Annotated in this window: 28 protein-coding genes; 12 read left to right on the top strand and 16 right to left on the bottom strand. The window is 48.0% G+C overall.

Translation table 11 applies throughout. From position 1 onward, the window contains the following. Positions 1-62 precede the first annotated feature (62 nt). The 6 genes from EAO38_RS01670 to EAO38_RS01645 all read left to right on the top strand — a co-directional run bounded on the left by EAO38_RS01670 (position 63) and on the right by EAO38_RS01645 (position 5,124). Positions 63-554: a PAS domain-containing protein gene (locus EAO38_RS01670; protein WP_121020508.1), complete on the top strand. Its 492-nt coding sequence runs from the start codon at positions 63-65 to the stop codon at positions 552-554. A 9-nt stretch (positions 555-563) separates the two neighbouring features. Continuing rightward, the gene (locus EAO38_RS09405; protein ID WP_121020506.1) at positions 564-1,703 is read left to right on the top strand and encodes a methyl-accepting chemotaxis protein; all 1,140 of its coding nucleotides are present in this window, start codon (positions 564-566) and stop codon (positions 1,701-1,703) included. A gap of 21 nt (positions 1,704-1,724) precedes the next feature. Continuing rightward, positions 1,725-2,441, top strand: coding sequence for a hypothetical protein (locus tag EAO38_RS01660; RefSeq protein ID WP_205588320.1), 717 nt, complete (start codon positions 1,725-1,727; stop codon positions 2,439-2,441). Between the two features lie 82 nt (positions 2,442-2,523). Continuing rightward, positions 2,524-3,027, top strand: a complete 504-nt coding sequence (gene petA / locus EAO38_RS01655) for a ubiquinol-cytochrome c reductase iron-sulfur subunit (protein WP_121020503.1) — start codon at positions 2,524-2,526, stop codon at positions 3,025-3,027. A 10-nt stretch (positions 3,028-3,037) separates the two neighbouring features. After that, on the top strand, positions 3,038-4,267 hold the full coding sequence (locus EAO38_RS01650; protein WP_121020501.1) for a cytochrome b: 1,230 nt from the start codon (positions 3,038-3,040) through the stop codon (positions 4,265-4,267). Beyond that, complete coding sequence (locus EAO38_RS01645; protein WP_121020499.1) at positions 4,267-5,124, top strand: c-type cytochrome; 858 nt, start codon at positions 4,267-4,269, stop codon at positions 5,122-5,124. The genes EAO38_RS01650 and EAO38_RS01645 overlap by 1 nt, the downstream gene beginning before the upstream one ends. A 31-nt stretch (positions 5,125-5,155) precedes the next feature. Here the strand turns inward: EAO38_RS01645 and thrC are convergent, their stop codons facing one another. Beyond that, complete coding sequence (thrC, locus tag EAO38_RS01640) at positions 5,156-6,604, bottom strand: threonine synthase (protein ID WP_407927405.1); 1,449 nt, start codon at positions 6,602-6,604, stop codon at positions 5,156-5,158. An 84-nt stretch (positions 6,605-6,688) separates the two neighbouring features. On the opposite strand from thrC, the gene EAO38_RS01635 reads away from it, so the two are divergent. Beyond that, positions 6,689-8,389, top strand: a complete 1,701-nt coding sequence (locus EAO38_RS01635) for an MBL fold metallo-hydrolase (protein WP_121020495.1) — start codon at positions 6,689-6,691, stop codon at positions 8,387-8,389. 56 nt (positions 8,390-8,445) lie between these two features. On the opposite strand, the gene EAO38_RS01630 is transcribed toward EAO38_RS01635, so the two are convergent. The 9 genes from EAO38_RS01630 to EAO38_RS01590 form a co-directional block, all read right to left on the bottom strand. Then, positions 8,446-9,258: an energy transducer TonB gene (locus tag EAO38_RS01630; RefSeq protein ID WP_121020493.1), complete on the bottom strand. Its 813-nt coding sequence runs from the start codon at positions 9,256-9,258 to the stop codon at positions 8,446-8,448. Continuing rightward, a complete protein-coding gene (gene exbD, locus EAO38_RS01625; protein ID WP_121020491.1) occupies positions 9,224-9,613 on the bottom strand; it encodes a TonB system transport protein ExbD in 390 nt (129 codons plus the stop codon). Before exbD ends, EAO38_RS01630 begins: the two co-directional genes overlap by 35 nt. Continuing rightward, a complete protein-coding gene (gene exbB / locus EAO38_RS01620; RefSeq protein ID WP_121020489.1) occupies positions 9,610-10,065 on the bottom strand; it encodes a TonB-system energizer ExbB in 456 nt (151 codons plus the stop codon). The genes exbD and exbB overlap by 4 nt, the downstream gene beginning before the upstream one ends. Positions 10,066-10,150: 85 nt before the next feature. Continuing rightward, entirely contained in the window at positions 10,151-11,155 is a 1,005-nt protein-coding gene (locus EAO38_RS01615) for an outer membrane beta-barrel protein (RefSeq protein WP_121020488.1), read from the bottom strand. Further along, positions 11,155-12,144, bottom strand: a complete 990-nt coding sequence (locus EAO38_RS01610; RefSeq protein WP_162982650.1) for a tRNA dihydrouridine synthase — start codon at positions 12,142-12,144, stop codon at positions 11,155-11,157. The genes EAO38_RS01615 and EAO38_RS01610 overlap by 1 nt, the downstream gene beginning before the upstream one ends. 77 nt (positions 12,145-12,221) lie before the next feature. Beyond that, positions 12,222-13,172 (bottom strand): CobW family GTP-binding protein, encoded by a 951-nt coding sequence (locus tag EAO38_RS01605; RefSeq protein WP_121020486.1) that lies wholly within the window; start codon positions 13,170-13,172, stop codon positions 12,222-12,224. Continuing rightward, complete coding sequence (locus tag EAO38_RS01600; RefSeq protein WP_121020485.1) at positions 13,165-13,488, bottom strand: hypothetical protein; 324 nt, start codon at positions 13,486-13,488, stop codon at positions 13,165-13,167. The genes EAO38_RS01605 and EAO38_RS01600 overlap by 8 nt, the downstream gene beginning before the upstream one ends. Beyond that, positions 13,488-14,369, bottom strand: coding sequence for a polysaccharide deacetylase family protein (locus EAO38_RS01595; RefSeq protein ID WP_104752264.1), 882 nt, complete (start codon positions 14,367-14,369; stop codon positions 13,488-13,490). The genes EAO38_RS01600 and EAO38_RS01595 overlap by 1 nt, the downstream gene beginning before the upstream one ends. A 10-nt stretch (positions 14,370-14,379) precedes the next feature. Beyond that, positions 14,380-15,237 carry a carbon-nitrogen hydrolase family protein gene (locus tag EAO38_RS01590; RefSeq protein WP_121020484.1) on the bottom strand — a complete coding sequence of 286 codons (858 nt, stop codon included), beginning with the start codon at positions 15,235-15,237 and terminating at the stop codon, positions 14,380-14,382. Positions 15,238-15,419: 182 nt separating this feature from the next. Between EAO38_RS01590 and EAO38_RS01585 the strand changes: the two genes are divergently transcribed. From EAO38_RS01585 to EAO38_RS01565, 5 genes are read left to right on the top strand one after another with little or no spacing between them, the layout of a single operon-like run. Continuing rightward, the gene (locus tag EAO38_RS01585; protein WP_121020483.1) at positions 15,420-15,911 is read left to right on the top strand and encodes a KdsC family phosphatase; all 492 of its coding nucleotides are present in this window, start codon (positions 15,420-15,422) and stop codon (positions 15,909-15,911) included. Beyond that, entirely contained in the window at positions 15,908-17,134 is a 1,227-nt protein-coding gene (locus EAO38_RS01580) for a glycosyltransferase (protein WP_121020482.1), read from the top strand. The genes EAO38_RS01585 and EAO38_RS01580 overlap by 4 nt, the downstream gene beginning before the upstream one ends. Next, entirely contained in the window at positions 17,128-18,150 is a 1,023-nt protein-coding gene (locus EAO38_RS01575; protein WP_121020481.1) for a glycosyltransferase, read from the top strand. The genes EAO38_RS01580 and EAO38_RS01575 overlap by 7 nt, the downstream gene beginning before the upstream one ends. After that, a complete protein-coding gene (locus tag EAO38_RS01570; RefSeq protein WP_121020480.1) occupies positions 18,147-18,887 on the top strand; it encodes a glycosyltransferase family 2 protein in 741 nt (246 codons plus the stop codon). Before EAO38_RS01575 ends, EAO38_RS01570 begins: the two co-directional genes overlap by 4 nt. Positions 18,888-18,945: 58 nt before the next feature. Beyond that, positions 18,946-20,400 (top strand): DASS family sodium-coupled anion symporter, encoded by a 1,455-nt coding sequence (locus EAO38_RS01565; protein WP_121020479.1) that lies wholly within the window; start codon positions 18,946-18,948, stop codon positions 20,398-20,400. A gap of 88 nt (positions 20,401-20,488) precedes the next feature. Here EAO38_RS01565 and EAO38_RS01560 read toward each other — a convergent pair whose 3' ends face one another. Genes EAO38_RS01560 through pssA form a run of 6 tightly spaced genes read right to left on the bottom strand, consistent with a single transcriptional unit; the run spans position 20,489 to position 26,759 of the window. Continuing rightward, positions 20,489-21,391 carry a PDC sensor domain-containing protein gene (locus tag EAO38_RS01560; RefSeq protein WP_121020478.1) on the bottom strand — a complete coding sequence of 301 codons (903 nt, stop codon included), beginning with the start codon at positions 21,389-21,391 and terminating at the stop codon, positions 20,489-20,491. 2 nt (positions 21,392-21,393) lie between these two features. Then, positions 21,394-22,026: a hypothetical protein gene (locus EAO38_RS01555; RefSeq protein ID WP_121020477.1), complete on the bottom strand. Its 633-nt coding sequence runs from the start codon at positions 22,024-22,026 to the stop codon at positions 21,394-21,396. Beyond that, the gene (locus tag EAO38_RS01550) at positions 22,026-23,690 is read right to left on the bottom strand and encodes an ABC transporter ATP-binding protein (RefSeq protein WP_121020476.1); all 1,665 of its coding nucleotides are present in this window, start codon (positions 23,688-23,690) and stop codon (positions 22,026-22,028) included. Before EAO38_RS01550 ends, EAO38_RS01555 begins: the two co-directional genes overlap by 1 nt. 3 nt (positions 23,691-23,693) lie before the next feature. Further along, on the bottom strand, positions 23,694-23,894 hold the full coding sequence (locus EAO38_RS01545) for a copper ion binding protein (protein WP_121020475.1): 201 nt from the start codon (positions 23,892-23,894) through the stop codon (positions 23,694-23,696). Further along, complete coding sequence (locus EAO38_RS01540) at positions 23,884-26,061, bottom strand: heavy metal translocating P-type ATPase (protein ID WP_121020586.1); 2,178 nt, start codon at positions 26,059-26,061, stop codon at positions 23,884-23,886. The genes EAO38_RS01545 and EAO38_RS01540 overlap by 11 nt, the downstream gene beginning before the upstream one ends. Then, positions 26,061-26,759 (bottom strand): CDP-diacylglycerol--serine O-phosphatidyltransferase, encoded by a 699-nt coding sequence (gene pssA, locus EAO38_RS01535; protein WP_121020474.1) that lies wholly within the window; start codon positions 26,757-26,759, stop codon positions 26,061-26,063. The genes EAO38_RS01540 and pssA overlap by 1 nt, the downstream gene beginning before the upstream one ends. Positions 26,760-26,762 lie beyond the last annotated feature (3 nt).

Genomic DNA, 26,762 nt, shown 5'->3' with positions numbered 1-26,762 from the left:
GTCTTTGGTACATTTTATCAAAATGCGCTAGAATGCTATGATCTTAGTTTGAAAGGGTTCTGGTGGAAAAGTTTGTGGATCGCAATTACTTTTTGGTAACCAAAACGAACACGAAGGGTGTCATCACGTATGCCAATAAGCCTTTTATTGACATTGTGGGAGGAAATGGCGAGAAGGATTTACTACACAAACCCCATAGCGTGGTGCGCCACCCGGACATGCCCAAGTTGATCTTCAAAATGATGTGGTCGGCTATCAAGCAAAAGCAAGAGATCTTTGCCTATGTCAAGAATAAAACCTTTGATGGGGACTTTTACTGGGTCTTTGCCAATGTAACCGCTTCCGTGGACGCAAAGGGCATGGTGGTGGGCTATTACTCCGTGCGGCGCGCGCCCAATAGGAAGGCCATCAGCATCGTGAGCTCTTTGTACCAGAAGCTACTGGAGGCTGAAAAGCGCGGAGGGTTACAGGCCAGTACCACCTTGCTAGAGGAGACACTCCAAGAAGAGGGCTACACTTACGACGCTTGGGTCAATAAACTACAAAGACTATAAGGATCATGCATGTTAGATTGGTTGACAAAGAGTAAGGACGACTCTCTGCAAAAAATTGCGGAGTGCGTGGGGGCCGTGCGAGATGGGCATCTAGAACACCGCATTACAGAAATTGATGAGAAAAGCCCTTATGCCGGCATTGCGCATGGCTTAAATGACCTGTTGGATCAAATTGAATCGGTCTTTAGAGAGATGGACGCATGCGTGAAAGCCGCGCATGAGGGCAAGGATTACCGCAATATTTTTCATGAAGGCTATCGGGGGGTGTTCAAGCAATACGCTGAACATGTAGATGAGAGCGTTGCGGGGATCATTGTGGCTAACAATAGTGAAATTGTCTTCAAATTAGCCGAAATGGACGGGGGCGCAAGGGGGATTAGAGATGTGCTTGCTGATTTGGATGAGCGAGTCAAGCAATGTGTGCACAATAAAGAGCTCATGCAATCCATTGAGGACGACTCGTTGAACACCCAAGATCAAATTGAAACCATCCATAAGGATTTGTTGCACTTCAATGACAATTGTAATAATGTCAATGTAGTCATGGATGACTTGCGCAATAAAATGGATTTTGTCATGCAAGTAACTAATGTCATCAGCGACATTGCCGATCAAACCAATTTGCTCTCTTTAAACGCGGCCATTGAAGCGGCGCGCAGTGGAGAGCATGGGCGGGGCTTTGCGGTGGTGGCCGATGAGATTCGCAAACTTGCCGAGAAGGTTACCAAAGAAGTCAGCAGCATTAAAACCAGTTTTAGCCATTTTCAAGAGGACATTGTCAAACTGGGTAAGGAGTTTGGTGAAGTGAGTTCTTTGAGTTCAGAGATTCAGGGGCATTTTGAAGAGTTTTTAAAAGTCTTACGCATGTTTGTGGCCAATAGCCACAAGAGTTCGGACAGTTCCAAAGAGCTAGAGACGGGCCTAGGGCATGTCAAACGCCACATTGAGTGGATCGTATTAAAAATGAATGTTTATAGAAATGTGATAACCAATAGGACGGGTGATTTGGAGTTAGAAAAGGCCGTTGGATCAGAGAGTTTGGTCTTGATCCAAGAGATTCTAGATCACATCAAGGGGCACTACAATACGGAGGAAATCGGGGCGATGGTGGAGCGTTTGGCTAAACTGGATGCCACAGAAGTCCCTTAAGAGAAAGTAAAAGGATTTAGTATGGTGTATGTAAAACTCGTGCTGGGCGTGGCGGTGGCTTTGGGGGTCTTTATAGGGGGGTTGGCGTTTGAACGTTTCGTGCTGGGCAAGCATTTTAGAGGGCAGGCACTCCAAGTCGCCCTAGAACTTCAAGAAAGCCAGCAAGTGCCGCCTAAAACCTATAACGCGCATTTGCTTTTTAGCAGCACTAACACGTTGTTAAACGCTCCTGAGCTGAGTGCTTCTCAAGAGGAGAGCTTAAAAGAGGCTTTCGCCCAGATCAACCGCTTGGCTAGGGAGAGCCAATTATGCCAAGAAACTAGCTATAGCGTACGCCCCAATTATAGCTTTGTGGATCACAAGCAAACTCTAAGCGGGCATCGACTCTATGCAAGCATGGCTTGTAAATTCGGTGTGGCCAAGATCGCAGAGTATGAACAATTGCGCGACAAGATTGCCAAGATCGCTGCGGACAACGAACTGTTTGTGTTGAACACGCCCGCCTTGCACTTGCAAGCAGATAGTCAAGACCGCACCAATCTACAAAACGCCTTAGTGAGCCAAGCCCAAGCCAAGCGCGATCTCTTTTCTAAAACTCTTAAGAAGCAATGCCACATTAAAAATCTTAGTTTCTACACCCATGAAGACAGCTTCATGCGCTTTGCAAGCGCTCATGAAAGCGCTCCCCGTTCTATGCAACTCAATCTAAACGCCCGCCTCATCTTGCGCTGTTTTTAGCCGCCCCTTAGGGGAAAAGGAGAGTATTAAACTTTTTCATGTAAAATCGCGTTTTGCAATCAAACTTAAGTTAGGAGCAATGATGGCGGAGATGAATCGGCGCGATTTTTTGAGCATGGCTTTAGCTGGGGTGGCGGGCGCGGGCGCGATCGCTAGCTTGGTGGCCATGAAAAAAACTTGGGACCCCTTGCCTAGCGTGGTGTCCGCAGGCTTTACAAGCGTGGATGTGAGCAATATGAAAGATGGGGAGTTTTCTAGCGTGGAGTGGCGGGGCAAGCCGGTTTACATCATCAAAAAAGACCCCAAGGACGCTTTTGATCCCAAGCGCGATTTCAAGATTCAAGGCGGGGTGTTCACCGTGGGGATTCAAATTTGCACCCATTTAGGTTGTATCCCCAATTTCCAATCCATCCAGCAAGGCTTTTTATGCCCCTGCCATGGGGGGCGTTTTACCAGTAACGGGGTGAATATCCCAGGCACCCCCCCGCCTCGCCCCTTTGAAATCCCCCCCTTTAAATTAGAGGGCTCTAAGATCACCTTTGGCGAAGTGGGTCCAGAGTATAAAACCATGGTCGCGCACGCGTAAAGGATAGAGAATGGCAGAAATAAAGAAAGCAACAGGGCTACTAGATTGGCTCGATCAACGCTTGGGGGTGAAGAAACTTACCAAAGTGTTGATGACAGAGTACTGGATTCCTAAAAACATTAACTTCTTATGGGCGATGGGGGTGATCTTGCTCACCCTCTTTACCTTGCTCGTGATCTCGGGCATTTTCTTGTTGATGTATTACAAGCCGGACGCTAAACTCGCCTATGACAGCGTGAATTTCACCATCATGCAAGAGGTCGCCTATGGATGGTTGTGGCGGCATATCCATGCCACGGCCGCTAGTATGATCTTTGTGATCCTCTACATCCATATGTTTGTGGCGATCTACTATGGCTCTTATAAAAAGGGTCGTGAGATGATTTGGATCAGCGGGATGCTCTTGTTTGTGATCTTTAGTGCAGAAGCCTTTAGCGGGTATATGTTGCCTTGGGGGCAGATGAGCTATTGGGCAGCCTCAGTGATCACGGAGTTATTTGGCAAAATCCCCGTCATTGGTCCGGATCTACTCGTGTGGATTCGGGGGAACTATGTCGTGGCAGACGCGACACTCACGCGCTTTTTCATGTTGCATGTCTTTTTATTGCCTGTGGTGATCCTAACCATCGTGGGCATGCACTTTTATTCTTTGCGCATCCCCCATGTCAATAACCAAGAGGGCGAAGTGCTGGACTTTGAAGCCGAAGAACAGAAGTTCAAAGAGGGCAAAAAGAAAGAATCTAAGGTCATCCCCTTTTGGCCCGTCTTTCTCTCTAAGGATATTTTTGTGGTCTGTGCCTTCATGGTCTTTTTCTTCTATTTGGTGTGCTATCACTACGAATTTGCCATGGATCCGATTAACTTTGAGCGCGCCAATAGCCTTAAAACCCCCCACCATATTTATCCCGAATGGTATTTTCTATGGAGTTATGAGGTCTTACGGGGCTTCTTCTTCAATGGCAATTTAGGGCTAGTCGCCTTTGGGGTGGCGCAAGTGATCTTCTTCCTCTTGCCCTTTTTGGACAATAGCCCTGTGGTCAAGCCCGCCCACCAACGCAAGGCCTTTCAGATTTGGTTCTGGGTGCTCGTGGTGGACATGGTGGTGCTCACCATCTATGGCAAGTTGCCCCCTGTGGGCAATAATAAATATGTGGGCTTTGTGGCTTCGATCGTCTTCTTGGCGCTCTTCTTTGTGGTGTTGCCCTTGATTGCGCGCGCTGAAAAGAAAAGGGGGGTGTAATGAAAGAGCTTAAAATCCTAGCGATTTTAATCGTGGTGATCGGGGTGCTTTATTGGGGGGTGGAGCCCTATGCCCATAGCGTGATGGAGCCCAAAGTAGCCCCGGCTGACTTTGCCTTTAAAGACTTAAAACCCATAGACTTGAGTAAAGGCGATGCGGCCAAGGGCAAGGATTTAGTAACCCAAAACTGCACCGCCTGCCATAGTATTGAGAGCCAGAAAATCCCTGCTCCTATGGATCATGCCAGCGCGGGGGCGAGCTTTGGGGTCGTGCCCCCCGATCTCTCTCATGTGGGCAGTGTGCTAAACCCCCAATTTTTAGCCCACTTCATCAAAGACCCCGTCAAAACGGCAAAACTCGCCCACAAATACAAGGACGACAATCCCTATCCCATGCCCGCTTTTGCCCAATTTAGCGATCAGGATTTATCTGACATTGTGGCTTACCTAGTTTCTATCGCGCCTAAGAAATTAGAGGATAAAGAAGTCTTTGCGCAAGCCTGCCAGCGTTGCCATGACATCAAGTACGACAAAATGCACGCGCTCAGCGATCCTAAAGACTTACACCGCTACTTGGGCGCAGAAGTCCCCGATCTCTCTATGATGATTCGCTCACTAGGGCGCGAAAAGCTAGAAGTCTTTATCAACGACCCTCAAAAACTCCTCCCCGGGACAGCCATGCCTAGAGTGGGCTTGAGCAAAGAGTCTCAAGAACAAATCATCAATTATCTAGAAAAAGTGGGGGATAGCAAGAAACACCAAAGAGATGAGATCGGGTTTAAGATCATGATCTTCTTTGCGGTGATGACCTTGCTCGCCTACGCGTGGAAACAAAAGGTGTGGCGCGAAGTCCATTAGCAAACAAGGAGGGGTTAGTGCGCAACGCGCGCTAAAAATTTTCCAACCACGCTTTGATGTAATGCTGTAGATCACTCACCCCCACGCGATCCTTATGCACAAGGGGCTTACTTAAGAGCTCTTGCACGCTGGTTGGGGGGGTGATTCCCTCTTTAGCTAAAACTTGTAAAGCCTCTTGATCGTTTTTGGCTTGTTTTCCTAGAGCTAGGGCAGTGGTGTGGGCGAATTTGCTCCAAGAGGCAGTGGAGACCACCACGCAGGGCAGGCGACTCTCAAGGCACTCATAAGCATAAAGCGCGGTGGCGGTGTGGGGGTCTATTAAATAGTGGCGATCGTGATAAACACGCGCGATCGTCTCCAAGCAATGCGCATCGTCGCAGCTAAAGGCTTCAAAATGCGCGCGCACGCTCTGCAATTCGCTAGAGGTGAGGGTGTAGTGCTTGTGATCTTGGAGCTCTTGCATGCACGCTTTAGTGCGTGTGTGCCCAAAGAGGGCAAAAAGCAGGCGTTCCACATTGGAGCTCACTAAAATATCCATCGCGGGGGAGAGGCTTTTTTGCAGGTGGCGCGCTTTTAAATCGTAGACCCCCGTGTTAAAAAACTCTGTGAGCACATCGTTCACATTGGACACCACGCCAATTTTTTCTACCGGTAAGCCCATTTGCTTGGCATAGAACGCCCCCAAAGCGTTGCCAAAATTCCCACTAGGCACGAGAATCTTAACCAAATCGCCATACTGGATCGCTCCTGTGCGCACCAAATCCAAATACCCCCAAATGTGATAGACCATTTGAAACACAATGCGCCCAAAATTGATCGAATTAGCCACGCTCAAACGCAAATCTTTTTGGGCTAAATGTGTTTGAAAGTCTTCATCGTGCAAAAGGGCTTTGAGCGCGCTTTGTGCGTCATCAAAATTTCCCTTTAAACCTAGCACCTTGAGATTGGGCGCGTCCATGCTCTGCATTTGTAAAGCTTGAATCAAGCTTGTGCCCTTAGCCGGATATAAACAACAAACGCAGGTATTGGGCAGATTGGCAAAGCTAGCCAAGGTGGCTGGACCGGTGTCCCCACTGGTAGCTACCATGATCAAATACTTTTCTTGGTGCTGTTGGGCTAGCCCTGAGAGCAAAACCCCAAAAGGTTGTAAAGCCATGTCTTTAAAGGCTAGAGTGGGACCATGAAAAAGTTCTTGGACATATAGGGGAGTTTTAAAGCCCTGCAAGGCATGCAGGGGGGCGATGGCATTAAATTTAGAATAGCGCGCTAGCGCGCGCGCTAAGAGGGTATTTTGTAAACCAAGCTCCAATGTTTCAAAGAGGGTATGAGTGGCTTGGGCGTAACTCAAGGGCAGGTAGGTAGAAAAATCCACTTGGGGGAGGTTTTGGGGTACACACAAGCCTTGCATAGAGCTAGGGTTAAGCAAGGCGCGCTCAAAGCTCTCTATGGCTACACCACTTCTACTATCTACAAATAACACCATGCCATGTCCTTAATGGAGGATTGGGGTTTTTGTTGAGAATTTTAGTATAATACGCCTTTATTTTTAGCCTACGGAGTGCCCATGTCTGCTTTGCCCCCTAAGAAAGATTCCCCTGCACCTACGCCCATCAAATTACGCCGTGTAGGGCTATTTGAAACCAATACTAATACCCAGAGTCTCTCTGTGCGAGGGTTATTAGAGGGAATCAACGACATGGGGGAATTCATCGTTAAAATGAAAAAGCATGTCAAAATGGGCGAAAAACCAGAGGTGGATTGGATCATTGATACTATCTGCGATCACAAGGGGGATAAGCTTTTGCATAAAAAGGGCATTGCTTCCTGTCCGCATTGCGCTTGGAATTTGTATTTGAACAGTTTGAGCTATGACAATGGGCGCAAAAAGCAACCCTTGAAATACCATTTAGAAGGGCGCACTTTACAAATAGAGACCTCTACGGATTTAGTCAACCCCTATCAATCCAGTTTTAAGGGGGATTTTAAAATCCGCTATTTCAACCATGCTTGTTTGTATATTGAAGCAGGTGGGATCAAATTCATCACCGATCCATGGCTGTTGGGCCCCGCCTTTTTAGGGGCTAGCTATTTAGAAAAGGCAAGTTGTAAGGAGGCGTTGCATTGCTTGGTGCAGGCAGATTTTATTTTCATTTCCTCCAACCGCTCTAGTTGTTTGCACCCCCAAACTCTAGCCTTTGTGCCCAAAAGTAGACCCTTCATCGTGGGTAATTTCGCGTCTAAAAGCATCGAGCGCGCGCTTAAAAACTTAGGTTTTTCTAATATTTTCCCCCTAGAATTTCAAGAAATCTATGAGTTTAGCTCCTTTTTCCAATTCAGTGTTTTTAAGGCTGGGGATGGTTCAGAGGAGAGCGGGCTTTATTTGTGTCTATGTGGGCATGACGTACTCATTAATCCTTATGCTAGCTATATTAACCGCTTTAATTTGCCCAGTGGCCTCACTTTGCTTTGTAACGCCTTTTTTGGGGAAACTTCAGGCTTCCCCTTTTGTGTAGATAATTACAATGGGCAGGAAAAAAAGGCGTTACATACCGCCCACCTAGAGGGGCAAAAACAGCAATTAGAAAAGCTCATTGATCTTACTAAACCGGCCTATGTCCTACCCATCGCCACCCCCTATATACAAGAGAGCACTAGAGATGCGATCATCAAGCGCATCAACGTCCATCACGACATTTTAGAATGCAGCAAAATCTGTGATCAGTACAGCCGTACACATAGAGAAACCCCCGTAAAATGCCTAACTCCTGACGATGCGATCACCTTAGAGTTTAAGACGACAGACTTGGTCCAATGGCAAGAAGAAACCCACACCCTTAAAAAAGACTTGCCTCTCAAATACACACAATTTTACACCAAGGCTTTCACCTACGACCCCCATAAGCTCATGGGCTTTTTAAAGCTCTCTGCTTATAAAGCTTACCAGATTGTGAATTTTATCCCCACTAATGACAATTTTGATCAAGTCGTCGCGCCTATTGTAGAAGCCAATTTCGCCACCCAAAGCTTTAAAATTGTTACAGAAGATGCGCTGGTTTCTACCCAACAAGGCTATCGCGTGATGCAGCTCAAAGTGCGTCAAGAAATTCTAGCCTGCATTGTAGAGAACCATTTGCCTTTTGAAGAGATGTTAAGGGGCTTTCATTGTCGTATCAAACGCAATCCAAATGCCTACGAAGCGAGCTTTTGGTATCACTTTAGCCATCTTTATAGCGCGCCTAAAGCCTATAGCATAAAACTAGATTAATGGCTAGCCTCTCTTAGGGTGTTGCAAGCCCCACCCCTCTGTTACCCCCTCTGTGCTCATTCTTCCTTAATCGTGTAGGCAATGGGGATTTTCAAGTGGACGGTCTGCTTGGGCGCAGGGAACAAGCTCGAAGCTTCTTTCACCGCTTGCATGGCCGCGCGATCTAAAATATCAGAACCCGAACTCTTGCCTACCTTAATATCTGTCGTGCTACCATCCACATTGAGCGTAAACTCTACCAAGACTTCTCCCTCAATCCCACGCACCATCGCCATTCTAGGGTATCTGTTCTTAGAAGAGATCGCCATCTGAATTTTTAGTAAGAATTCATTGCTCACCCCAGGGTTATAAGCTTGAGCACTCATTTCTGCACCCTCGGATTTTTGGTTGGACTCCTCGCGTTTTTGTTGCTTGGGGGTGGGCTCTTGGCTGGGTTTGCTTTCTTGGGCTTTTTCTTCAGGGGGCTGTTTTACAGGCTCAGGTTTAGGCTCAGGTTTAGGCTCAGGTTTAGGCTCAGGTTTAGGTTTTGGAGTGGGCTTTGGCTCTGGCTTTGGTTTGGGTTTGGGGATGGGCTTTGGCTCAGGTTTGGGTTTGTGGTGGAGTTTGTGGTGGAGATTATGATGGGGTTTGGGCTTTTCTTGGGGGGGAGTCTGAGGGGCTTGTTGGGCGTGTTGGAGCTGGCTAGAGTGGGTGTTGATACTGGCCAAGCTCATCGTAAGAGTTTTTGTACCCGACTGGGCAAGACTCTCCATTTTTTCAAAACTGGCAAAGGCTAGCCACAACCCAAGGGCATAGACCGCCGTGGCGATTACAAAGCCTACTCTCGTAGAAAATTTACTTTGTTTCTGTAGAGATGGAGAAGTTTTCATGGTTTTGGGCTTTGAGAATATCCATAATCTCAACGAAAGTACCAAATTTGGAATCCTTATCGCTGCGCAAATCCACCAGAGTTTTGGGATTGGTTTTAGCAATCAAGGCCTTGAGATCATCTAAACTTTGGGGCTTGTCATCGACATAAATCCCATCGGATTTATCCACCACGATCGTAACTTTCTTTTCTGGTTGTTCCATTTTTTGCGCGCTGGACGCGCTGGGCAAATTGACCTTGATCTTGCCCTCAGCGATGAAAGTAGAAACACTCAGTACCAAGGCCAGCAACACTAACATGACATCAATAAAAGGCACGATATTTAGACCATCCCCCCGGCGTAGCCTAACTTTCATGGTTGCGCCTTTTTAGAACGCAACTTAAACTGCTCAGAGAGTACATCTACTTTACGCAAAAACATGTTGTAAACCATTAAAGTAGGGATGGCAACCACCAAACCAAAAGCCGTTGCTTTCAGGGCTAGGGAAAGCCCTAAGGTGATCGCCTTAGCGTCTAGACCGGTGGCGCTGGTACTCATGTCATAAAAGGTTACCATCACCCCTAAAATCGTACCCAACAACCCCACATAGGGCGCGTTGGAAAAGATAATATAGAGCATGGTGAGATTTTTGGTGAGATCCAAATCTAGTCTATCAGGATCGCTATAGAGATTAAAATCAATCCGCGCGTAAAAAACAATGCGCTCGACGGTGAACCATAACGCTAAAAACCCCATCAACCCCAACACGCTAAACACCCCAATATCCACATACTCCCCAATGAGTTTAATAGTAGAACCCTCGCCCATACCAAGCCTTTAATGTAGTCTAAAGGGTGTTGATTGTATTGATTTTGTAATAAAAAGTCAAGCTAAAAACCCTTTAATGTGTGCCTTAAAATAAATAAGCATAGCCCACATAAAACTCACTATGAGGCACGATACTTAAGCTTTGCTTGAGAGTCTGTTGGGTGCCCACATTGGTATTTCCATAGTTATACCAATTTTGCGCGCTGAGTTTGTAATAGGGGAATTTCCACCCCAAAATGACGCGGTTGTGTTTGCCCACATACACCTGCGTACCCACGTTCACAAAAAACCCGCTCCCAGCTGCAAAAAAACGTGTCTTACGCCCTAGAACTTGATTCACAAAGCGATCGCTCCAAAACATTGTGTACTCCACCCCTCCGCCCACAAACAAACCCACTTTAAAAAAGAACATTTTAGAGTAAATCTTTTTGATCCAGAAATCCAAAGGGAGATTTAAAAACACATCCACATTGAGCCCAAAACTCAAGGCATGCGCGCTGTGTTGTAAGAGATTTGTTTGTGGGCTGGGCGTGGGGCAGATACCCAGGGGGTTATTGGCACTCAAAGGCGCACAGGGTGAGCTATAGCCACTGGGCACGGCTAAATTCCCTCCCACGTTTTTAAACCCGTTAGGCACATTGCCATTGTTAATGGTTTGGGGAATCACCTCTCCTGTAGAAGAATCAATAGCCTTGATGTATTTGGGGTTGTAGTTTTGCCCCCCTTGATTGGCAGTTTTGTTCAATTTGCCCAAATTCGCACTAATGTACTCTAACGTACCATAGACACGCAGTCCACTAATGGCTAATCTATCAAAAAAAATCTCATCACCTAGGGTGTAGGTAAAAGCAAAATTCGCGTTTCTATCCATGCCATAAGTGCCCTTGATCAAATCACCCTGACAAAAATTTTGGGGGCATGCAGGCGCGCCATTGGGCAGGGTGCTAGGGTTATGCATGCTCGCTTGCTGGCTAAAGGTACTAGAAGCCCCCTGGGCTGATCCCAAGCGCACCCCCGTATAGACATGGTTTTTCACCGCCCCTAACACCTGCATGCCCAATGCTAAGAAAATGACAATTCTACAACGCATCAACAACTCTGGTTATTTAAAGTGATAATCTGAGGGAGATCGTGCAAGTCCTGCGCATGGCTAAAAAACTCTTCTATCTGCATGCGTGCGACCTGTGGATCGCTCATGCCATTGACCAACTCTTTAAACGCGCCCGCGCCCGCATGTCCTTTGGCATACGCGTGTAAATTCTTACGAAAGAGCACCACCCCCCTAGCTCCATAAAACTCTATCATCTTATCGAAGTGCTCCAAGACCAAATCTTTTTTGAGCACGGGGGGCAATTCCTGCGTGTTGTGTTTGATCTGCCAAAAAATCCAAGGTTTAATTAAACTCGCGCGCCCAATCATCACCCCCTGCGCCCCTGTGTACGCGCGTACTTCTTGGGCTTTAGCCACGCTATCGATCTCCCCATTGACGATCAAAGGTTTGTCTAAAATCTGGCGCATCAAGCGCACGCTCTCATAGTCAATTCTCTCTTTTTTATAGCGATCTGCGCGTGTACGTGCATGTACCACTACAAAATCCACCGGCGCGTCATTGAGTGCGTGGGCGATCTCTGTAGGGATTTTGCGCTCAAAGCCCAAGCGGACTTTAACGCTGGTATAAGTTTTCTGGCTGTGCTCGCGCACTACACCCAAGAGCTTAATCAAGTGTTTTAAATCCTTGAGTAATCCGCTTCCATTGCCATGGTTGGCCACTTTAGGGGCAGGGCAACCACAATTGAAATCTACAATATCAATACCTTCCACTCCATTGAGCAATTCCACCGCTTTTTGCACGATTTCCACTTTGGAGCCGGCGATTTGCACGCTAAAGGGGGTTTCATCGGGGGATTTTTCTAGCATTTTGGCGTTTTTCTCAAAGGCATACACGAGTGCATGGGAGCTGATCATCTCACTCACGGTAACATCGACCCCAAAGCGTTTCACAACGCTTCTAAAGGGCAAATCCGTATAACCTGCCAAGGGGGCCAGAAATAATAAATTATCGAACTGGAGTTTAGACATGTAGCCTATTCTAACGAATTTTCTCTTAACACGCGGTATTAGCGCAAAATAGCCCCGCGCTTGTGTACCCTACTCGCTCAACTCCAATGCCTTTGAGGATGCCATGCAATGCCCAGAGCGTTGAACAAGGTTGTTAAAGAAGTGTAGATAGCTTGGGGGTCTAAATCCTTGAGGATGAAGACTAATTGGGATAGGTGCTCTTGTGTGGGGTGTAAATGGGTGGGGGGGTAGATGATGTGCTGTACACCATTGAGCGCGATACAGGCTTGCTCTGTGCGGATAAGACCCTTTGTGCGCAAAATGCGATCCCCATATCTGTAGAGCAAGAAACTCAGCCACAACGCAAAAGCGCTCCAGTCTATGCGCTCTTCAAACTCCAAACACAGGGTTTTAAAGCGTTGGTGTGCGTGGCTAGGGGGAGGTGGGGGGATGGGATTGGGGGGGCGCTCTTGGAGCAAACACGCGATGTCCATATGCGCTTTGTTATAAATAGTGGCGGTGGGGTTGGTACTTGCAACCAGGGCAGCAAGCGGGGCAAAAGAATCTTGCAGGTCTGTTTTGGTGATCACCACCACATTAGAGGCGACAATTTGGTTTTGCGCCTCTATATTTTCTCTAAGGTGCACCAAGCCATGCATCCCATCTAAACAGCTAATGAGATTGTGGGGGGTGAAATGTTGGCTTAAAAAGACATCATGCAAAAGGCTAAAGAGAATGGGCGCGGGGTTGGCGATCCCGCTTGTTTCAATCAGGACATGATCTAGGCGATCTGCTAAGATCAACTCCTTGAGCGTCTCTATTAAATCTTGGCGCTGCACACAACACGCACACCCCCCCTGTAGCAGGCGCATCTTCTCTGGGACATAGTGCAGATGGGCGAGTGTTTGCGTGTCCAAACCCACCTGCCCGCACTCATTCACCACCACCGCGATCGCGCAATTAGCATGGCATTCTAAAATTTGGGCTAAGAGTGTGGTTTTGCCACTGCCCAAAAAGCCCGTCAAAATGCTTACAGGGATCTTAGCCACGCTTTAAGAAATCTAGCAATTTAGGGTCTAAAATGTCTAGGGGTTTGGGGCTCAAACTTTGGGCTTTGTGGCACAGATCGCCCAAATCCTTAACCAACTCCTTGCGCCCCTTTTGATCTTCTAAGAGAAATTGACTCCCCCACACGCGCAACTGCAAACCATAGAACTTCAAGATTTTATTAGCCGCCTTGAGTTTTTGTATCCTAGCGCGCACGCGCTCCCCCTGCAAAGCCCCCACCACTAAATCCGCCCCCATAGGCGCGCTCACATCGCTCCAATGCAAGGCGGTGTTCAAATCCGCGCACAGCACACACATTATTTTTTTCTAGGACAACGGCGCATGAAGTCATCGGCGATGGTGTTGAAATTGACCCAATGCACGCCCTTGTGGCGGTTGATGTATTGGATAATGCGCTCGTGCATGCGCAACACTTGGGGGCGACCGCTCACATCCGGGTGGATGGTCATGCAAAAGACCGCATAATCCATTTCGTGATAAACCCAGTCAAATTGTTCTAACCAAAGCTCTTCAATATGGCGAGGGGGGATGAAGCCAAAGCTATTAGGGGCTTTTTTGATAAACATCATGGGGGGTAGATCGTCTAAGTACCAACTCCCCGGGATTTCTACCAAATCGGTTTCTGTGCCCCGTACTAGGGGTTTCATCCAATCTTTTGCCTCTAGGCTGTAGTCAATCTTGGTCCACGAATCGCCCACGCGCACATAGTAGGGTGTGAAATCGCGGTGCATTAAGGAGTGATCGTACTTCACGCCATGCTTTAGGAGCAATTCATTAGTAACGCTAGAAAACTCCCACCATGGTGCCACATAACCGGTAGGGTTCTGCCCGGTTAGATTTTTAATCAGCCCGATGGTTTTGAGCAGTACATCTTCTTCTTGTTTGGGAGTCATCGCGATGGGGTTTTCATGCGAATAGCCATGCAAGCCAATTTCATGCCCGGCCTCTACGATCATCTTCACCTGATCGGGGAAGGTCTCAATGGAGTGCCCGGGGATAAACCAAGTGGCAGGGATATGGTATTTTTTAAAGAGGTTTAACAGCCTAGGGACCCCCACCTCGCCCGCAAAAATCCCCCTTGAAATGTCATCAGGGGAGTCCTCACCCCCATAGCTCCCAATCCAACCCGCCACCGCGTCAATGTCCACTCCATACGCCACGAAAATTTCTTTTGCCATGTTTGCTCCTTTAAGATAGATTCACACACTGGATGTTTTTTAGAGTTTTTTGATTTAATTCCAAGTCCAAATCCCGTAGATAGGGGATGTTCTGCCTTTGGGCTTTTATTGCGTCCAAATCTAACACCCCCACTAGAACGCCCTCCTGATCGTCCAACTGCTCTACAATCTCCCCTTTTGGGTTGACGATTTTAGAGTGCCCACAAAACGTCAGCTCCTTATGAGTGAGCTTGGAGATCTCACTCCCGCAACGATTGGCTGCCAAGACAAAGAGCCCATTCTCTAGGGCCCGCGCTTGGCCTCCCAAATCCCACGCATAACTGCGTATCTTAGAAAATGCTGCGCAAAAACATAGGAGCTCTGCTCCCTGCAAGGCTAAAAACCTGCTCCCCTCGCTAAACCCCACTTCATAGCAGATTTGTAAGCCCACTTTGAGGGTAAGGCCCTCTAAGGGCAATTCAAAGACAGGATATCCCTGCCCTCTAGAAAATCTTTGTTTCTCATCTCCCCATAGATAAACCTTTTGGTACGTCCCCACTACTCCCCTTTCACCCACGATGTAGACACTATTGAACAACGCCCCTTGTTTTTGTTCAATGCTCCCGGCAATCAAGTAGGCCTTGTATTCCCCAGCCAGTGCCTTTAGACCCGCAATCGTGGGCTGTGTGGGATCGCTAAGATCAATGCCGAATTCTTTATCGCGATCCTCCGTGCAGTAACCGCTGTCAAACAACTCTGGCAAGAGTACGATCTTAGCCCCGCTAGCAAGGGCTTTACGCGCCAAATTCATGGCATGCTCAAGATTTGCCTCTACAGCATAAGACTGGGGGGAAAACTGCACCGCCGCCACTTTAATCTGTCTTTTCATCATCGTGCCCTTCTGTTTTGGCTTATTCTAATGCACTTTAGACGCGCTAGGGTAAATGTGGAGGCTTCTATCGGGGACATCTGTGGATTCCTTAAGAGCGCATGGTCTCAAAAAAACGCTTGAAGATTTTTTAATCTTTGCTTGCTGTGCTAGAATACCTCTTATTCTCTAAAAGGGGCGGTATGATCAAAATTAAAGCCTTTTTGTGCGATTGTGATGGCACTTTGACAGATGGGGGGATGTACTATTTGGAAGACGGGCAGCAGTTTAAGAAATTCAGTGTGGCCGATGGGATTGGCTTTGAATTGCTCAAAGCAGCCGGCATTAAAACGGGTATCCTCACCGGAGAAGTTACCCCCATTGTGGAGCACCGCGCCAAAAAACTCAAGGTGGATTATTTGTATCAAGGCTGTAGCCCGCAGGGCAAATTAGAAGCCGCGCGTGAAATTTGCGCCAAAGAAAACATTAGCTTAGAACAAGTGGCGTATGTGGGCGATGACATCAACGATTTGCCTCTTTTAGAGCAAGTGGGTTTAAAGGCTTGCGTACAAAACGCCCAAGAGAGTTTAAAAACACTGCCCGGGATCCTTGTTTTGAACAAACAGGGGGGACAGGGCGCGCTCAGAGAATTGATCAACTTAATCCTAGGACATCCTAGAGAACTTAAGAAATGAAAGTCCTCCACCTCAACGCCACGCTCACTGGGGGGGCGGCGCGCGCGTGTTTGCGCCTACACACAGCCCTTTTAAAAGAGGGGGTTGAGAGCTTTGTATGGGTGCAAGATGGGCGGGGGGCAAATTTAGAGTCAAATGTCTTAAGCCCAAAGACTCGCCTAGCCAAAGCGTGGGCGTTTGTGCGCCCTTATTTGGACAAAGCCCCGATCTTGCTCTACCCCAAGCGCAAAAAAGGTACTTTTAATTTGGGCTGGTTGCCCTTTAGTTTGCCCCTAAGTGCGATCGATGCTTTAAAACCCGACATTGTGCATTTACACTGGCTAGGGCGGGGGGTCTTACCCTTAAGGGATTTGCCTAAAATCCCTGCCCCTTTGGTGTGGAGTTTGCATGACATGTGGGCTTTTACTGGGGGCGATCATTGCTATTATGATGAAAGAGAGCATACCTACAAGCATTCTTGTATTTTAAATAGCCCCTTTGAATGCGACCTAGCCACACTGGGTTTTTCTATGAAAAAACGCGCCTATACTAAAATTTCTCACTTAAGCGTGGTGGGGGTGAGTTCTTGGATTTCTAGACTCGCCAAGCAAAGCGCGCTTTTACAAGACAAGCCCCACCTAGTGATCCCAAACCCCATAGACACCCATCAATACAAGCCTCTAGATAAAGCCTTTTGCCGCCAACTTTTAGGGCTGCCCTTGTCTAAAAAATTGGTGGGTTTTGGGGCAATGGATATTGGCGATCCTAATAAAGGTTATGATCTCTTGCTAGAGGCTTTGTCTAAGCTAGAGTTAGCAGATATAGAATTAGTGGTGTTTGGCGCGCACACACACATGCCCAACTTACCTTTTAAAACCCGCTATCTAGGTGTGCTTAAAGACAATGCGAGCCTAGTTGCCCTCTACAATGCCCTAGATGTGGTGGTGGTGCCTAGCCGTCAAGAGAATTTAAGCAATGTGATTTTAGAGAGTTTGGCGTGTGGCACGCCGGTTGTGGGCTTTGACATTGGGGGCAATGGCGATCTAATCAAACACCAAGAAAATGGCTATCTAGCCCGCCCCTTTGATGTTTTGGATTTAAAAAAGGGGATAGAGTGGGTGTTAAACACAGCGCATTACCCTAAGCTGTGCGATCGCGCGCGTGCGCATGTTTTGGAGTGTTTCAGTGAGGCGGTGGTTGCCAAGCAATACCGCGCCCTTTATGAAAAAATCAAAGCATGTTAGACTACCTCATCATCACTCCCCTGCCCGTTTTTTATAAAATCCATCTCTACAACGCCCTAGCCCAGCGTTTAAAAATCTTTGTGGTGTTTTTGGCTAGGGACACCAAAGAAACCCGCGCCAAGGATTTTAGCACCTTAGAGAAGGCGCAATTTGCCCATGAAGTGTTGTTTCAGGGGGCATTGCAAGAGCGCCCTACTTGGCAAAATACACGCAAACTCTTTAAAATCTTGAGAAAACACCCCTATAAACGCTTGCTGCTGGGAGGGTGGGATTGTGTGGAGTTTTGGGCGGGGTGGGCTTTGAGCGTGAAATCTAAAAATGCTGTGGTCGTGGAGTCGAGCATTCAAGAGAGTACAACCAGCGGGCTAAAGGCTAGCTTGAAACGGCTGTTTTTAAGACGAATCTCTGTTGCCTTTGTGTGTGGGGATTGGCACTCTCAACTCTTAGAGGTTTTGGGCTTTAAGGGGGTGATTAAAACCACGCACGGGGTGGGGATCATCACCCCCCCTAAGTTGCAAAGAGAGCCACGCCCCTACTCTAAAAAGTTTATCTGCATCGCCCGCTTAACCCCCGTGAAAAATTTAGAGTTTTTGCTAAAGGTCTTTAAAGAGTTGCCCCAAATGTCTTTAAGCCTTGTGGGCACAGGGGAGCTAGAAGCCACATTAAAGGGCATGGCAAGTGCTAATGTTGCCTTTTTGGGGGCTGTGGCAAATCGCCAAATCGCCGCCCTGCTTTGCGCCCATGACGCGTTGATCCTGCCAAGCATTGCCGAACCTTGGGGCTTGGTGGTAGAAGAAGCCTTAGGGGTGGGTTTGCCGGTGTTGGTGAGCCGTGCGTGCGGGGCGCAGGTTTTAGTAGAAAATGGGCTCAACGGCTTTGTGTTTGACCCTAAAGATGAGGGGGCTTTAAAAGGGCTTTTGCAGAGTTTAAAAGACTCTTACCCCACGCTTTTAAAGGGGGCTAGTACATGGGATTTGGCGCGCAAAGATAGGGAGCAAATAAGGGCGTATGTGTGAAAATCTCTCTTATTACCCCCGTTTTTAATGGAGCTACAACCATTAAAGCCACTCTTGAATCTGTAGCAAGCCAAAGTATTGCCCCCTTAGAGCATTGGATCATGGATGGGGGGAGCATAGATGGCACGCTAGAGATTTTGCAAGGCTACCCCCATTTGCAAGTCTTTAGCGCGCCCGATCAAGGGCTTTATGATGCCATGAATAAGGGCATTGCGCGCGCGCAAGGGGAGGTTGTGGGGATCATTAATAGCGATGATAGTTACGCGCATAGTGGCGTTTTGGCGCAAGTGCTAGAAGCGTTTAAAACGCACCCACAAGCGGACATGGTCTATGCGGATTTGGTCTATGTCAAGGGCGATCGCATTGTGCGCTATTATAAGAGCGGGGCATTTAGCAAAAAGGGCTTTTTTTATGGCAAAGTGCCCGCGCACCCGACCCTCTTTGTGCGCAAAGAAGTCTATGATCGCTTTGGGGGCTACAAAATTGATTATAAAATCTCCGCGGATTACGAGTTTTTACTACGCACTTTGTATGTGGCAGGCTTAAAGGCGGTGTATGTGCCAGAGGTGTGGGTGAAAATGGGCGTGGGGGGGGTGAGCACGCGGGGGCTCAAAAGTCTATGGCTATCCAATAAAGAGAATCTACGGGCTTGTAGAGAAAATGGGATCAAAGCGCATTGGGGGACGATGTTGTTGAAGTATCCTTATAAAATCTTGGGGTTATTCAAAAAGTCTTAAAATTAAGATTCTAAACATTGAGTAGACTACAATACATTTGAATCTCCTAGGAGTGTGGATGGCAAAAATTTTATCCCTTTGGCGTTATTTCTTGCCCGTGATTGTGGCTGTTGGGCTGTGGCTCTTGCCCACACCTGAGGGTTTAAGTCCGCTATCTTGGCTGTATTTTAGTATCTTTATAGGCATGGTTTTAGGTCTCATCATTGAGCCCGTGCCTGCCTCTTTTGTAGCCGTGATTGGGGTGGTGCTGTGTGTGCTCTTGCGCATTGGTCCTAGCCCCCAACAGGTCAGCCCGGGGGAGGCGATTAACTGGGGCTTAAGCGGTTTTGCCAATAAAACCGTGTGGTTAGTGTTCATCGCCTTCATGTTAGGTTTAGGTTATGAAAAAAGCGGATTAGGTAAGCGCATTGCCCTATGGCTCATCGCCTTGTTGGGTAAAACCACTTTAGGGCTAGGCTATGCGGTCGCCCTAGCGGATTTACTTCTAGCTCCTTTTATCCCCTCCAACTCGGCGCGCTCTGGGGGGATTGTTTATCCCATTGTAGCCAATATCCCCCCCTTAGTGGGGAGTTTACCCGACAAAGAACCCCAAAAACTGGGCACTTATTTGATATGGGTGGGGATTGCCACCACCTGTATCACCTCTTCTATGTTTTTCACCGCCCTAGCCCCTAACTTGCTAGCGATGGAAACGGCTCTTAAGAGTAATGTGCCTGAAATCTCTTGGCTAGGCTGGTTTTTAGCCTTTTTGCCCGCAGGGATGGTGCTCTTTTTGCTCACCCCCTATTTGGCTTATTACCTCTGTAAGCCCACACTCAAAGGCTCTAAAGAAGCCTGTTTATGGGCTAGAGAAGAATTAAAGAAGATGGGCAAAATGCAATCCAAGGAGCTCTTGATGTGCGCATTGAGTCTACTGACCTTAGCTTTATGGATTGGAGGTAAAACCCTGGAGGTGCAAGCCACCACTACGGCTTTAGTGGCGATGGTGCTTATGGGACTTAGCAGAATTATTAGCTGGAAAGACATCATTTCTAATAGCGCGGCTTACAATATCTTCTTTCTCTTTGGGGGTTTGATCACTCTAGCTAGCGGGCTTAAGAGTGTCGGCTTTTTGCAGTATCTAGAGAACTTGACTCAAAGCTTTATGACGCATCTAGGCTTTTCTAGCACAGCTATGGTGTGTATGTTGGTGGCCGGCTTTTATCTCTTACATTATTTCTTTGCTAGCTCCACCGCCCATGTGAGCGCGCTTTTAACGCTTTTTATTAGTATTGGGGCTGGTATCTCTGGAATCAATGTGCAAGAATTAGCCTTATTTTTAATGTTGAGTTTAGGACTGATGGGCATTCTAACCCCCTATGGCACGGGACCCTCTTTAGTGTGGTATAGTAGCCATTATATCCAAGGCGCGCAATTTTGGAAGTTAGGATTGATCTTTGGATTGCTAAATTTAACCGCTCTCTTGGTGCTGTGTGTGCCGTGGGTGGAGTTGGTGGCGCACCGCTGGTTTTAGTCGTGCCAACTTGTCATGTAAGCACCCTTTGGTTGTCTTTGAAAAATCATAAAAAGACGCGGGACTATCCGTATGCAGTCTCTGAACCTTAATTTTTATTGCTTGAGGCCGCCCCATAGGCAAATTTGACATAGATGGCTAGACTGATGAGCAAGAGCGCGACCCCTCCGGTCAAATAAACGGCATAAAGAAGTTTATTGGGCTCACTGATACTAAACTTGAGTACCAACATCAGGGCCTCAATGGCTAGGGCGATGATGATCGAGCCTAAAAAGCGAATCATGGTGCGATGGATGGCATGGTGGTTGTCTCCGCTGTTCTTGCCCAGCACCTCTTCTTCAAAGATCACTTTCACAAGATCGATGGTGGCTAGGGCGAGCGTGAGCAAGACAATGGGGTGAAACACCTCTTTGACATCAAAATTATTGAAGTGGATGAGCGCGTCATAGAGGGTAGAAATGCTCTTGACAAAGAGCAATAGGGCGACTAAACCTAGCATGAACGAAATAGAAAAATACATCACCACACTGCCCTCAGCAAAGACCTTGTAATGCTTAGAAGAAGAACTCAAAGCGATGGCAACTTTAATGGGGATATGCATGCACACCACACAGAATAACTCATCTTGAGCGTTGTAAATGGGATAGGCCGCTGTAACCACCAAGCTACGATTATGGCGGGTGGGGTAGGGATTGGTTAAAATGCAACGCCGTTCGTTGATCGCCTCGTGAAAATAGCCATATTCGGGCGAATTTTCGGCAAAACTGCTCTTGATCATACCCACTTCATCGATCAAATTCCCATTCACATCTAGTACAAAGAGATTTTCTTTGATGCGTACCTCTTGTTTGATGCGCTCCATGGCAATGTGGATGTATTTGAGTGTGGGTTTTTTAAGATAGTTCTTGATATTTTGGGTTAAAAGATAGGACACATAGGCATAGAGCTCGTTTTTGACCTTGATATATTCGCTGACATCTTTAGATAGCATCATCACTCTTTTTTGGGGTGGATTTGGGCTTCTAGGGCGTGTAGGCTTTGTTGGTATAGCTTGTTGAGCGTTTCTATAAGGGTGGTGTTATAGCGTTGCGCGTCTGTGGCTTGGACATTGGGGTCGCTATCTAGGGGGTTAGCCCGCCATATGGGCTCTAGCACCTGTACGCGCACCTGTACCCCACAGGGGAAGCCAATTTGTTGGGTACATTGCAGAGTTAAAGTACTCTGAGCGCGCAACATGCGCAAGACACGCGCTGGATCGACATATTCATTCCCGCTAGCCTTGAGCATGGCCTTTGTTTCTTTGAGCGTGGGGGGGGTGGGCTCAAAGGCTAGATGTACTTGCCCTTTTAAAAACGCGCTGGGGGCGTGGGGGGCGGGGGGGTAGCCCAAATGGGCTAGGAGGGTTGTGCCGTCTTTTTGCAGGGCTTGGGCGTATTTACGCTGGTAATAATGGGGGATAAAATCCTGTAAAAAGGTGATCTGCGGGGCTTGCAAGAGGAGATTTTTTTGAAGGGCCACTTGGGGCAAAGCGCTTTGATAGTGCAAGCGCAAAGAGGGGCGGCTAAAAACCCCATGGGTACAACCCCCATACAGCATGGCACACAGCACAATCCAAATAAGGCGCATCACTCCTCCTGGGGTGTGGGGTTATATTCTTGCAAGCGGCCATTTTCTAAAGCATAGACATGGCTAGCAATTCTCAAACTCTCATAATTATGCGAAATCATAATGACCATGCGATTTTCTCTAAGTTCTGTGATAGTTTGGTAAATGCCCGCTTGGGTGTGGCTATCTAGGGCTGAAGTGGCTTCATCAAAGATGAGCACACGCGCATCGCGATAAAGGGCGCGCGCGATGGCGATTCTTTGGCGTTGCCCCCCGCTCAAATTCGCCCCAAATTCTTCTAATTGCGCTTGCAGACCCCCCATGGCTTGTACGAAATCTAGCGCCTGCGCGCGTTGCAAACAAGTACGCACGCGCTGGGGCTCAATCTCTAGCCCATAGGCGACATTCTCAGCCACGCTCCCGCTAAAAATGAACACCTTTTGGGTTACGATCCCAATTTGATGGCGCAAGCTCTTTTGTTGCAAAGAGGCAATGGGCATGCCATTGATGGTGATCTCCCCGCTGGTAGGCTCATAAAGCCGCAAGATCAAGTTCACTAGCGAGCTTTTTCCGCTCCCACTCTTGCCCTTGAGCGCGATAATTTGGTTAGTGCGCCATTCTAGGCAAATATCTTGCAGGGCCAGGGGCGCGTTTTGGTCGTAGGTAAAATGGACATGCCTAAAGGCGATGTGTTCAATGGGTTTTTCTAATATGTGTGTACCCTCTACAAGGGGGCTAACCCTCTCTAGGATCTCGTGGATGCGCTCACCGGCCACAAGGGCTTCTTGAAAACTGGCCATAATGCGCACCAAGCGTTTTAAAGGCGTGTACAGCATAAACAAGGCCGTGATGAAAGAAAAAAACGCCCCCACGCTCATGTGCCCAGAGATCACTTCTCTGCCCCCCGAATAGATCACCAAGGCGATCAGCAAAGACCCTAAAAACTCCATCAAAGGCGAAGAAATCTCGGCGTATTTGATGCTCTTCAAACTCACTTGAAAAAAAGCCTCATTTTCTTTTTGAAAAGCCTGCAATTCTAAGGCCTCTCCATTAGAGGTTTTGATCACCTCTATGCTGTGAAAGATCTCTGACAAGCGGGCGGTCATGCGCGCATTGGTTTCTTGATTTTCTTTGGAGAGTTTCTTAACTTTTTTGAGAATCTTGCTCAAGGGGATGGCCGCAAAGAGCAAGAGTACGATCCAAAAGGCAAGTTTAGGGCTTTGGTAAATCACCACACCGATCAACCCGATAATGGTCAAACCCTCGCGAATGGATTCGGCCAAGTAATTAGACAAACTGGCGCGCACTAAAGCGATGTCATTGGTGATGCGCGCGATGAGCTCACCCTTTTTAGTGCGGTTGAAAAACCCCAACTCCATTTGGAGTAGGTGTTCTAGCATGCGCTTGCGTAATTGTTGGATAATGTCTAGCCCGATGTAATTGGTCAGGTAGGTTTGGATATAAATCCCCCCGCTTTTGCCCAAATATGCCAAAATCACCAAAAAAGGCAAGATAGCGAGCATGCGCACATCTTTTTGGATGAAGATGTCATCTAGGGTCGGTTTGACTAGATAAGTACCCCACGCCGTGCTCAAGGCCACCACTAAGGAGGCGATCAGCACCAGTACAAAACGCCCGTAATGCCCCTTTAAATAGGGGGCAAAGCGCCTAAAAAAGAGTTTCAAGCCCTAGCCTAGTGTGTAGCCCGCATCTAAAATAGCCTCGCCAATCGCCTCTGGACTTGCCGGGGGCTCAAATTCTACACACACTTGCTTAGTACCCACATCAACCTCAATACGCTTGACTCCCTCTAGCTCCCCGACAAAACGCTCGATTTTATCCACGCAGTGATCGCATGTGATCTCTGGGACTAACCATTTAGCTTCCATAATTTGCCTTGATTTTGAGATGGATTCCTCTGAGTCTTTGGGCGTTGAGTACCACGCTCAAACTGCTCAAACTCATTGCCAAACTAGCCAACATGGGGCTTAACATGATGCCAGCCTTAAAGGCCACGCCACAGGCTAAAGGGATGGCGATGCTATTGTAGCCAAAAGCCCAAAAGAGATTTTGCTTGATGTTTTGGATCGTGGCTTGGCTCAATCTAATGGCGTTCTCCACGGCCACAATTTCATTATTAAAACTCACCACATCGGCCACTTCTAGGCTCGCATCGCTCCCACTGGCCATCACAACCGCCACATCGCTACGCGCCAAACAGGGCGCATCGTTCAAGCCATCGCCCACCATCATCACCACCTCCCCCTGCGCTTTGAGCGCTTCAATTGTGGACAGCTTGATCTGGGGGCTGGCTAAAGCGGTGTGTGCGTCCATGTTGAGTTCTTTGGCTAAAAGCTGTACATTTTCTTGCGTGTCGCCACTTAGCAACATGCTTTTTAGCCCCAGAGTTTTTAGGCGTGCCAAATCCTCTTTGGCATGCGCTTTGGGTCGATCCTGCAAGATCAGCGCGCCTAAGATGTGATCAACTTGCCCTTCTATGCCCACAAACACCCAAGTACCCGGCACATTCTGCACAAAGGGGCTAGGAGTGTTGAAAAACTCCAAGCTCCCTACCTTGATGATCGCCCCCTCCACGCACGCGCGCATGCCCTGTCCTAACACCGCATGCCCCTGTGTGGCTTCTTTGAGTACCACCCCTTGGGCTTGGGCATAGGCCACAATGCCTTGGGCTAAGACATGCTCGCTTAAAGCCTCCACACTTGCCCCCAAGATCAACACTTCTGTGGCTGAAATCTCTGGGATCGCCACCACTTGTTGTACTTGGGGTTTGCCCTGTGTGATCGTGCCTGTTTTGTCAAAAACGACATAGCTCACCAAGCGCGCCTTTTCTAACGCCTGCGCGTCCTTGAAAAACAGGCCTAAATGACTCGCCTCCTTGTGTGCCACTAACAAAGACATGGGCGTGGCCAACCCCAAAGCACAAGGGCAAGAGATCACCAAGACAGCGATAAAGACCTCTAGGGCGCGCGCAAAATCCCCTAAGGCTAGCCACACGATAAAGGCAAGGCTGGCAATGGCAATCACGGCGGGTACAAAAACCCTAGCGACCTTGTCGGCTAATCTGGCGATTTGTGCCTTAGAACCTTGTGCGTTACGCACCTGCTTGGTGATCTGCTGCAAAGCACTCTGCATGCTAGTGTGGGTGGCCTTGATACAAAAGGTACTCGTGGTGTTGAGCGTGCCTGAGAACACATGCGCGCCTTTAGCCTTGTAAACGGGCACACTCTCCCCTGTGAGCGTGGATTCATCTACCTCCCCCTCCCCCTCTATGACTATGCCATCTACAGGGATCACGCTCCCGGGCAAAATTTGCAAGACATCGCCTGCGCGCACGCGCTCGATCAACACCTCCACTACGCCCCCCTCCTCTACCCTCAATGCGCTCTGGGGTTGTTGGCCTAGTAGCCCCTCCATCGCCTCTAGAGCCTTATTCTTAGAACCCTCTTCTAGGCGTTTGCCCAACATCACAAAGACCAAGATCACACATGCGCTTTCAAAGTAATACCCAGTGTGCACGCCCAAAAACGCCTTAAATAATAAAAAGAGGCTATAGAGAAATGCGCTGCTTGTACCCAGCGCGATCAGAGTGTCCATGTTGGGCTGACGCTCCCATAGGGCTTTAAAACCCCTGCGATAAAAACCCCTACCTACACACATCACCCATAGGGTGAGCAAGGCCTGTAAAAAGCCACTTATGAAGGGATCAAGCAAGACATTTGGGAGTAAAAAAGGCAGGTGTCCAGCCACCATAGAGAGATAGAGCACGCCCAAAGTCGCCACAATGGCGATCCACAAATGGGATTTTTTAGCCTTTGGGGGGGGGAGACTCTCTTTGGGGGTGTAGCCTAGCTTGGTGATGATCTTAAAGACATCTTCAAGATTGGCCTGTGCGCTGTCATAAACCACTACCGCGCTTTTAGAGAGCAAATCCACGCGCACTTCTTGGATAAAACTTTTGCGCTCTAAGGCGCGCTCAATCCCACTTGAACACGCGCTACAAGTCATGCCCTCAATGTAGAAGCGCGCTTGTTGCATTACTTGCGTTTCCATAAGATTTTACCCATCACAAAGAGCCAGCGCACAATGCCATAGCACAGATAAGAAAACATAAAAGCGCTGAGTACTTCAAGTGGTTTGATGAAGAGGAGCAATAAGAACAGCAAGAGGAGCACGAAGAGTTTTAAATTCCAGCACACTTTTTTAAAATTAGGGTAGCGGATATTGCTCACCATCATCACGCCCAAGAACACGATATAGGCCAACATCAAATGCCCGTGTTGGGCTTTAAAAAGTGTGTATTTGTGATCTAAAAGAATGGCTAAAACCACCAACACTGCCCCGGTGGGGATGGGAATGCCGATGAAAGAATAGGGATCTGTGGTTTGGGTGGTTACATTAAAACGCGCCAAACGAATCGCCCCAAAGATCACAAATAGGGCACAAGCTGCCATGCCCACACGCCCATAAGTATGCCCGATGTAAAAATAGGCGATGGTGCTAGGGGCCGCCCCAAAGGCGACCACATCGGCTAGAGAATCAAACTCTAGGCCAAACTTGCTCGTGGTGTTGGTCAGACGCGCCACACGCCCATCTAGACCATCTAGTACCAAACACACCACCACAAACCAACATGCTGTAACAAAGCTCCCCCTAGAGGCGTAAAAAACCCCCATCATCCCTAAAAAGATACTGCTAGCGGTGAACAGATTGGGGAAGAGATAGAGGGGTTTGATAGA

Source organism: Helicobacter vulpis (assembly GCF_003660395.1).
GTDB lineage: Bacteria > Campylobacterota > Campylobacteria > Campylobacterales > Helicobacteraceae > Helicobacter > Helicobacter vulpis.
The sequence above is the reverse complement of the archived record's forward strand: the minus strand, read 5'-3'. Positions and strand labels throughout refer to the sequence as shown.

Coding starts and splice junctions, on each gene's coding strand:
- EAO38_RS01575 (WP_121020481.1), top strand. CDS start 17,128: ATGTTAGACTACCTCATCATCACTCCCCTGCCCGTTTTTTATAAAATC.
- EAO38_RS01590 (WP_121020484.1), bottom strand. CDS start 15,237: ATGAAAAGACAGATTAAAGTGGCGGCGGTGCAGTTTTCCCCCCAGTCT.
- EAO38_RS01560 (WP_121020478.1), bottom strand. CDS start 21,391: ATGCTATCTAAAGATGTCAGCGAATATATCAAGGTCAAAAACGAGCTC.
- EAO38_RS01635 (WP_121020495.1), top strand. CDS start 6,689: ATGTCTGCTTTGCCCCCTAAGAAAGATTCCCCTGCACCTACGCCCATC.
- EAO38_RS01545 (WP_121020475.1), bottom strand. CDS start 23,894: ATGGAAGCTAAATGGTTAGTCCCAGAGATCACATGCGATCACTGCGTG.
- EAO38_RS01595 (WP_104752264.1), bottom strand. CDS start 14,369: ATGGCAAAAGAAATTTTCGTGGCGTATGGAGTGGACATTGACGCGGTG.
- EAO38_RS01540 (WP_121020586.1), bottom strand. CDS start 26,061: ATGCAACAAGCGCGCTTCTACATTGAGGGCATGACTTGTAGCGCGTGT.
- EAO38_RS01615 (WP_121020488.1), bottom strand. CDS start 11,155: ATGCGTTGTAGAATTGTCATTTTCTTAGCATTGGGCATGCAGGTGTTA.
- EAO38_RS01580 (WP_121020482.1), top strand. CDS start 15,908: ATGAAAGTCCTCCACCTCAACGCCACGCTCACTGGGGGGGCGGCGCGC.
- EAO38_RS01610 (WP_162982650.1), bottom strand. CDS start 12,144: ATGTCTAAACTCCAGTTCGATAATTTATTATTTCTGGCCCCCTTGGCA.
- EAO38_RS01565 (WP_121020479.1), top strand. CDS start 18,946: ATGGCAAAAATTTTATCCCTTTGGCGTTATTTCTTGCCCGTGATTGTG.
- EAO38_RS01630 (WP_121020493.1), bottom strand. CDS start 9,258: ATGAAAACTTCTCCATCTCTACAGAAACAAAGTAAATTTTCTACGAGA.
- EAO38_RS01645 (WP_121020499.1), top strand. CDS start 4,267: ATGAAAGAGCTTAAAATCCTAGCGATTTTAATCGTGGTGATCGGGGTG.
- EAO38_RS01660 (WP_205588320.1), top strand. CDS start 1,725: ATGGTGTATGTAAAACTCGTGCTGGGCGTGGCGGTGGCTTTGGGGGTC.
- EAO38_RS01585 (WP_121020483.1), top strand. CDS start 15,420: ATGATCAAAATTAAAGCCTTTTTGTGCGATTGTGATGGCACTTTGACA.
- exbD (WP_121020491.1), bottom strand. CDS start 9,613: ATGAAAGTTAGGCTACGCCGGGGGGATGGTCTAAATATCGTGCCTTTT.
- exbB (WP_121020489.1), bottom strand. CDS start 10,065: ATGGGCGAGGGTTCTACTATTAAACTCATTGGGGAGTATGTGGATATT.
- EAO38_RS01650 (WP_121020501.1), top strand. CDS start 3,038: ATGGCAGAAATAAAGAAAGCAACAGGGCTACTAGATTGGCTCGATCAA.
- EAO38_RS01600 (WP_121020485.1), bottom strand. CDS start 13,488: ATGTGTGTGCTGTGCGCGGATTTGAACACCGCCTTGCATTGGAGCGAT.
- EAO38_RS09405 (WP_121020506.1), top strand. CDS start 564: ATGTTAGATTGGTTGACAAAGAGTAAGGACGACTCTCTGCAAAAAATT.
- EAO38_RS01555 (WP_121020477.1), bottom strand. CDS start 22,026: ATGCGCCTTATTTGGATTGTGCTGTGTGCCATGCTGTATGGGGGTTGT.
- petA (WP_121020503.1), top strand. CDS start 2,524: ATGGCGGAGATGAATCGGCGCGATTTTTTGAGCATGGCTTTAGCTGGG.